The 7,673-nt window shown below is 62.1% G+C and carries 7 protein-coding genes; 3 read left to right on the top strand and 4 right to left on the bottom strand.

The window, feature by feature from the left end; translation table 11 throughout:
* Both EN932_RS23860 and EN932_RS23855 read left to right on the top strand, forming a co-directional pair.
* Positions 1–256, top strand: a 256-nt coding sequence (locus EN932_RS23860) for a PTS sugar transporter subunit IIA (RefSeq protein ID WP_164890591.1), incomplete at its 5' end; no start/stop codon positions are given.
* A gap of 19 nt (positions 257–275) precedes the next feature.
* A complete protein-coding gene (locus tag EN932_RS23855; RefSeq protein WP_023809203.1) occupies positions 276–563 on the top strand; it encodes a PTS sugar transporter subunit IIB in 288 nt (95 codons plus the stop codon).
* A gap of 33 nt (positions 564–596) precedes the next feature.
* Here EN932_RS23855 and EN932_RS23850 read toward each other — a convergent pair whose 3' ends face one another.
* Both EN932_RS23850 and EN932_RS23845 read right to left on the bottom strand, forming a co-directional pair.
* The gene (locus tag EN932_RS23850) at positions 597–1,991 is read right to left on the bottom strand and encodes a multicopper oxidase family protein (RefSeq protein WP_128369109.1); all 1,395 of its coding nucleotides are present in this window, start codon (positions 1,989–1,991) and stop codon (positions 597–599) included.
* A 164-nt stretch (positions 1,992–2,155) separates the two neighbouring features.
* Positions 2,156–2,788 carry a TetR/AcrR family transcriptional regulator gene (locus EN932_RS23845; protein WP_024504795.1) on the bottom strand — a complete coding sequence of 211 codons (633 nt, stop codon included), beginning with the start codon at positions 2,786–2,788 and terminating at the stop codon, positions 2,156–2,158.
* A gap of 102 nt (positions 2,789–2,890) precedes the next feature.
* On the opposite strand from EN932_RS23845, the gene EN932_RS23840 reads away from it, so the two are divergent.
* On the top strand, positions 2,891–3,295 hold the full coding sequence (locus tag EN932_RS23840) for a VOC family protein (protein WP_013530216.1): 405 nt from the start codon (positions 2,891–2,893) through the stop codon (positions 3,293–3,295).
* An 85-nt stretch (positions 3,296–3,380) separates the two neighbouring features.
* Here EN932_RS23840 and metH read toward each other — a convergent pair whose 3' ends face one another.
* Complete coding sequence (gene metH, locus EN932_RS23835) at positions 3,381–7,190, bottom strand: methionine synthase (RefSeq protein WP_127368958.1); 3,810 nt, start codon at positions 7,188–7,190, stop codon at positions 3,381–3,383.
* A gap of 130 nt (positions 7,191–7,320) precedes the next feature.
* Positions 7,321–7,673 (bottom strand): alpha/beta hydrolase (locus tag EN932_RS23830; RefSeq protein ID WP_164890590.1); only part of this gene is annotated, 353 nt, incomplete at its 5' end.

The following is a 7,673-nucleotide window of genomic DNA, read 5'->3' as shown; positions in this document are numbered from 1 at the left end:
GCCGCACACCGATCCGGAGCATGTGCTGAAGCCTGGCATCGCGATGGGCACATTGAAGCAACCAGTGACCTTCGCCAACATGGAGGATCCCGACGAGATGCTGCCGGTCGGCTTCGTTTTCCTGCTTGCCATCAACGACAAGGACAAGCAGATTGAGGCGCTGCAGGCCGTCATGGCCACCATCCAGAACCCGCAAGCCTTGGATGATTTGAGGTCGGCCAGAACCCTCGAAGACGTGCGAGCCGTACTCGGCTGATAACCAAGGAGAAGCAGAGATGTCCAGACAGAAAACCATTCTCTTCGCCTGCGGCACGGGCATCGCCACCTCGACCGCGGTCAACGTCGCCGTCACCGAGGAAATGAAGAAACGCGGCCTCACCTTCAATGCCCAGCAGGCAAAGGCCACCGAAGTGCCCGGACTGGCCGACAATGTCGACTTCATCGTCGCAACCACCCCGATCTCCGCTTCGGTGACCAAGCCGGTCATCAAGGGCCTCGCCTTCCTCACCGGCATCGGCAAGGACAAAGTGCTCGACGAGATCGAGGCTCAATTGCGCAAGTGACGGTCCAGACGCCACGCGCAGGCTGACGCGGCTTCACACCACCCTGACGTAGCTCGTCATTCCCGATTTCTGGTGCTCGATGATGTGGCAGTGCAGCAGCCAGTCGCCGGGATTATCGGCGACGAAACCGAGCTGAACCTTCTCGTTGGGCTGGATGAGATAGGTGTCGGAAATGACAGGCTGAACCTGGCGCGTCGAGGACGACAGCACCTTGAAGCTCATGCCGTGCAGATGCATAGGATGGGATTGCGGCGTCAGGTTCTCCATGTCGATGACATAGCTTTGGCCAAGCTTCAGTTCGGCCAGAGGCGCGGTCGGATCCTTGGTGTCGCCGGGCCACGGCACTTTGTTGATGGCCCAGAAACTGTAGCCAAGCGAGCCGCAGATGCCATCGCTCGGGACGTTTTCCGCCGTGGCGCTGAGCGCCAGGGAAATATGCCTGGCACTGGCGAGATCCACTTCCGCCACCGGATTGAGCTCCAGTGGAGCAAGATCCCGAATGTCCCGTTTGAGGGAGTTTCCTGTCGCGCGCAGGGTTGCCAGGATTTTTGGCTTGGTGCCTCTGACCTCCCTCAAGCTGACGATCGCGCCTTCCTCGTCGGGCATGCGTATGGCCAGCTCCATGCGCTGGCCGGGTCCAAGCAGCAAGGCATCGGGCGAAAAACGCTCAGGCACCGGATTGCCGTCGAGCGCCATGACAGTCGCCTTTGCACCGTCGACGTGAAAAGCGTAGATTCGCGTCACGTCGGTGATGGCGACGCGCAGCCGCGCCAGTCCGCCGGCCGGCGCATCATATTGCGGCTGGTCGAGCCAATTGGCGGTGCGCACCGTGCCGTAAGTTCCGGTTCTCGCGGCATCGCGCGGCCGGAACTGGTCGATGAACTGACCGTCGTCGCCGAGGCGCCAGTCGCGCAAATTGAGGACGATTTCGGCATCGAATTTCGGATCGTTGGGATTCTCGACCACGATCACGCCGGTCAGGCCATGGCCCATCTGCTCCAGCGTGTTGCAATGCGGGTGGTACCAGAAGGTGCCGGCATCGGGCGGCGTGAAGGCGTAGTCGAAATGATCGCCGGTGTAGACGTAGGGCTGGACCAGGAACGGCACGCCGTCCATCTTGTTTGGAACGCGAATACCGTGCCAGTGGATCGTCGTCGGATCGTCGATCGCGTTGACAAGGCGTGCAGCGAAGGGCTGGCCTTTTTTCATTCTGAGCACGGGCGGCATTCCGGCGTTGCCATAGGTCAGCACATCCCTGGTCTGGCCGATATCCATCAGCTTCGCCTGGATCTTTGCCGTCTGCAAAACCACCGGCTCAGGCGTGGCAGCGGCCCAGCCACCAAGCCGGCCCATGGCCGAAAGCCCGACCCCGCCTGCGCCGGCAATCGCTGCCGTTTTCAAAAGCCGGCGTCGGGTGAGTACGGTCATTTGACGCTCCAGCTGCAAAGACGGCTGCCCTGGGTTTATCGCAGCCTTGGATCGTAAGCGAGCATCCTGTGCCTAAACCGACTCCGCCACCGGCCTTAAGCAAAAGACGCTGGCGTGGACGGACAATCGACCACAATAAGCATCGCTGGCGGAGCGGCGCGCGACTATTTCGGCCGCGCCCCATAGGCGGCAAGGAATGCTTCGACCGAAGCATCGGCGTGCCGCTCGAGGTCCGCCTTCGAACGCGGGTTGCTTCCGGTGAACATGGCTTCGTTCATTGGGATCCAGAGAAGCATTCCGAAGAGATGGCTGGCCGCCAGACGGGGATCGCTGGTCTGCAACAGGCCTCGACTGGTAAGCTTTTGAAAGCATGATGCCACCGAGGCAAGCATGCGTTCAAAACCTTTTTCATACCAGCTCCGGCCAAGCTGCGGCATCCGATCCGCGTTGGCGATAATCAGACGCCGCAGCTTCAGCAGCTCTTCGTCCATCAGCGTCGTTGTCATGCGTCGGGCAAGCTGCTGTAGCCCACCCTCCATGAATTTCGCCTCGGAAAGCAGCATCGTCACGGACTCGACGACATCGTTGGTCTGGCTGGCGGTGGACTCGACGACTTCGCCGAAAAGCGTCTCCTTGTCCGTGAAATGCTTGTAGACAGTCTGCTTGGATGCGCCTGCTTTGGTGGCGATCTCTTCCATGCTGGTTCCATCATAGCCCTTGGCGATGAAGGCGGCCGTAGCCGCTTCAATGATTTCACGATCCTTGCGAGCCGACCTGGTCTCACCATCAATTTTCATAGCGCCTCTCAACCGGTACTAGACGGTACCGTTCCCGCATGGTAGCCATAGTTACAGTACTAGACTGGCTAGTACCCATCAACGGCAGCAAGGCTTAGACCGATGACCAAAATGATCTTCCTCAATCTACCGGTACGCGATCTGCAGGCGGCGACCAAGTTCTATCTCGCGATCGGGGGCACGCTGAACCCGCAGTTCTCGAGCGACCAGTCCAGCTCGATCATGTTCTCAGACTCGATCGGGGTCATGTTGCTGACGCACCAGCATTACAGCCAGTTCACAGCGCGCCCGATCGGCGACCCCAAGCGGGACAGCCAGATGTTGATCGCACTAACCGTCGACAGCAAGGACGAGGTCAATGTCGTAATCGAGAAGGGCGTGGCGGCAGGCGGTCGCGCCGATCCCAACCCGGCGCAGGATCTTGGTTTCATGTTCAACCGCCACATCGAAGATCCGGACGGCAACGTCTGGGAGCTGCTGTGGATGAACCCGTCGGCCATGCAATAGCCCACAGGAATCGAAGCGGGCCAGGATGACACTGGAGAAGCGATCGGCATTCGCCTGTCGCTTCCGTCAGGCGCGCCGGCATCGGCTATTCAGCCGCCTCGGCATAGTGTGCCGGCACGTAGTTGAGGATGGGGCCAAGCCAGCGCTCGGCCTCGGTCAACGGCATCGCCTTGCGGCGCGCATAATCCTCGACCTGGTCGCGTTCGACCTTGGCGACGCCGAAATAATAGCTTTCGGGATGCGCCAGATAGATCCCCGAGACGGATGAGCCCGGCCACATCGCATAGCTTTCGGTCAGTCTCACGCCGGCATTGCCTTCGCCATCGAGCAGCCGGAACAAAGTCGCCTTCTCCGTATGGTCGGGCTGAGCCGGATAGCCGGGCGCCGGTCGGATGCCGCGATAGGGTTCGCCGATCAGCTCGTCGGGCGCCAGCGCTTCATCTGACGCGTAGCCCCAGAATTCCTTGCGCACCTTCTCATGCATGCGCTCGGCAAAGGCTTCGGCGAAGCGGTCGGCCAGCGCCTTGACCATGATCGAGGAATAGTCGTCGTTGGCGCGTTCGAAGCGTTCGGCGATCGCCACCTCCTCGATGCCGGCGGTGACGATGAAGCCGCCGATGTAATCGGCCTTGCCGCACTCCGCCGGCGCGACGAAATCCGACAGGGCAACATTGGCCTTGCCGTCGCGCTTGGTCAGTTGCTGGCGCAAGGTGAAGAACGTCGCCAGTTCCTGCGACCGCTTCTCGTCCGTAAACAGCCTGATGTCGTCGCCGACGGCGTTGGCCGGCCAGAAGCCGATGACGCCGCGCGGCGCGAACCACTTTTCGGCAATGATCTTGTTCAGCATCGCCTGCGCATCCTCGAACAACTGGCGTGCGGCGGCACCTTGCGCCTCATCCTCCAATATCTTGGGATAGCGGCCCTTCAGCTCCCAGGTCTGGAAGAACGGCGTCCAATCGATGTAGCGCGCGAGCTCGGTCAGGTCCCAGTTCTCGAACACCTTCACGCCTGCGAAGGACGGCTTCGGCGGCTCATATTCAGACCAGTCTATCCGATGCGCATTGGCCCTCGCCTTGGCCAGCGGCAAACGCTGCTTGTCGGCTTCCGAGCGGGCATGCGCATCGGCGACCTTCTTGTATTCGGCGCGCACCGTATCGACAAAGCCATCCTTGCTCTCGTTGGACAGCAAGGATGAGACCACGCCGACCGCGCGGCTGGCGTCGGTGACATAGACCGTCTGCCCCTTGCTGTAACGCGGGTGGATCTTCACCGCCGTGTGCACGCGGCTGGTCGTCGCGCCGCCGATCAGCAGCGGAATGTCGAAGCCTTCACGCTCCATCTCGGCAGCCATGTGCGCCATCTCGTCCAGCGACGGCGTAATCAGGCCGGATAGGCCGATGATATCGACATTTTGCTCGCGCGCCGTCTGCAGGATCCTGGCCGCCGGCACCATGACGCCGAGATCGATGATCTCGTAATTGTTGCAGGCGAGAACCACGCCGACGATGTTCTTGCCGATGTCATGGACATCGCCCTTGACCGTCGCCATCAGGATTTTTCCGGCCGTTTTACGTTCGCCATTGTCGATGCCGTTGGCGGCGTTTGCCAGCTTCTCGGCTTCCATGTGCGGCAGCAGTCCAGCCACCGCCTGCTTCATCACCCGCGCCGACTTCACCACTTGCGGCAGGAACATCTTTCCCGCGCCGAACAGATCGCCGACGACGTTCATGCCGGCCATCAGCGGGCCTTCGATGACATGCAGCGGCCGCTCGGCGGCAAGCCGCGCTTCCTCGGTGTCGGCGTCGATGAATTCGGTGATGCCGTTGACCAGCGCGTGGCTGATCCGCTGTTCGACAGTCCATTCGCGCCAGGCGAGATCGCGCTCCTGCGCTTCCTTGCCGGCCGTGCCCTTGAAGCGTTCGGCGATCTCCAGCATGCGTTCGGTGGCGGTGCCGCCGGCCTTCGGCGCGCGGTTGAGCACGACATCCTCGCAGGCCTCGCGCAGATCAGGCTCGATCGTATCGTAGACGGCGAGCTGGCCGGCATTGACGATGCCCATGTCCATGCCGCGCTGGATGGCATGGTAAAGGAATACGGCATGCATGGCCTCGCGCACCGGCTCGTTGCCACGGAACGAGAAAGACAGGTTCGACACGCCGCCGGAAATGTGGACATGCGGCAGCGTCGCGGTGATCTCGCCGGCCGCCTCGATGAAGTCGACGCCGTAATTGTCGTGCTCCTCGATGCCGGTGGCGATGGCGAAGACATTGGGATCGAAGACGATGTCCTCGGGCGGGAAGCCGGCCTGCTCGGTCAGGAGCTTGTAGGCGCGGGTGCAGATCTCGACCTTGCGCGCCTTGGTGTCGGCCTGGCCTTCCTCGTCGAAGGCCATAACGACGACGGCGGCGCCATAGGCGCGGACCAGCCTGGCATGATGCAGGAAGGCTTCTTCGCCCTCCTTCATCGAGATGGAGTTGACCAGCGGCTTGCCCTGCACGCATTTCAAGCCGGCTTCGATGATCTCCCATTTCGAACTGTCGACCATGACAGGAACGCGGGCGATGTCCGGCTCGGCGGCGATCAGGTTGAGGTATTCGACCATGGCCTTCTTCGAATCGATCAGACCCTCGTCCATGTTGATGTCGATGATCTGCGCGCCGTTGGCGACCTGGTCGCGGGCGACGTCGAGCGCGGCGACATAGTCGCCCGCCGTGATCAGTTTCCGGAACTTGGCCGAGCCGGTGACATTGGTTCGCTCGCCGACATTGACGAAGGGGATCTCGTCGGTGAGCGTGAATGGCTCCAGCCCGGACAGGCGCATCCTGGGCTCAATGTCCGGAATGGCGCGCGGCGGATACTTCCGCACCGCCTCGGCGATGGCGCGGATGTGCTCCGGCGTCGAGCCGCAGCAGCCGCCGACGACATTGACCAGTCCCTCACGCGCGAAATCCTCGATCTGGGCGGCCATGAAGTCCGGGCTTTCGTCATACCGGCCGAATTCGTTGGGCAGGCCGGCATTCGGATAAGCGCAGACAAAGGTGTCGGCGACACCGGATATTTCGGCCAGATGCGCTCGCATGGCGTTGGCGCCGAGCGCGCAGTTGAGGCCGATGGTGAAGGGGCTGGCGTGCCGCACCGAATGCCAGAAGGCGGTCGGCGTCTGGCCCGACAGCGTGCGGCCGGAGAGGTCCGTGATGGTGCCCGATATCATCACGGGCAGGCGCACGCCCTTCTCGATGAAGATCTCTTCCGCCGCGAAGATCGCCGCCTTGGCGTTCAGCGTGTCGAAGATGGTCTCGATCAGGATGATGTCGGCGCCGCCATCGATCAACCCGCGCAGCTGCTCGCCATAGGCGAGGCGCAAATCGTCGAAGGTCACGGCGCGATAGCCGGGATTGTTGACGTCGGGCGACATCGAGGCGGTGCGGTTGGTCGGCCCGAGCGCTCCGGCGACAAACCTTCGCTTGCCGTCCTGCTGCTCGGCCCGAACAGCGGCGCGCCTGACCAGCCGCGCGCCATCGCGGTTCAGCGCATAGACGGCATCTTCCATGCCGTAGTCGGCCTGGGCGATCGAGGTCGAGGAGAAAGTATTGGTCTCCAGGATGTCGGCGCCTGCGATGGCGTATTGATAATGGATCTCCTCGATCGCCCCGGGCTGGGTCAGGATCAGGAGATCGTTGTTGCCCTGCTGATGGCAGGCGCAGCCGGCGAAAGCCTCGCCGCGGAATTGGTCCTCGTTAAACCCGAGGCCCTGGATCTGCGTGCCCATGGCGCCGTCGAGGATGAGAATGCGCTCGCGTGCCGCCGCTGTCAGCGCGGCAAGCACTTCCGAGCCGTCCGGTTTTGCCGCGACGGGGCCGAACAATGCGTCCAGCGAGGCAGAATTCTGCGACATTTTTTATCCCTTTGGCGACAGGCCTTTTCATGTCACATAAGGATATGTTTATGTCAATATACGGCAGATGCGCGTGATTGTCACCCACCCAACGCGAAGGCGGGTCCGTGGCGCCGGTTTTCCGACGGACCTACGCTCTGTCGACGCTCGCCAGGAAGCGGGCGAAGACCGGATCGAAGCGATCGGGCGAATCCCAGAACGGCGCGTGGCCGGATTTGTCGAGCAGATGCGCCTTGCCTTCCCATAGATTGGAGAATTTCACAGCCGAGACGAAATCGGTGTTGACGAATGGCTCGTCGATGCCGTTCAGAACGGCGATCGGCGGCGTCTTGCCGGCCACGATCTCGCGCTGGTTCCGGCCAGTGCCGGCCGCGAACTTTTCGAACATCAGGCGCCGCGCCCGTCCATCGGTGCGCGCCACCGTGTCGATGAGAAACGGCTCGAACGGCTCGCCGCAAGTGCTGCGCGCATAGGCCTCCACCT

The organism is Mesorhizobium sp. M7A.F.Ca.US.002.01.1.1, from assembly GCF_004022955.1.
In the GTDB taxonomy this organism is placed as follows: Bacteria; Pseudomonadota; Alphaproteobacteria; order Rhizobiales; family Rhizobiaceae; genus Mesorhizobium; species Mesorhizobium ciceri.
This window is presented reverse-complemented; position numbering and strand designations above follow the sequence as displayed.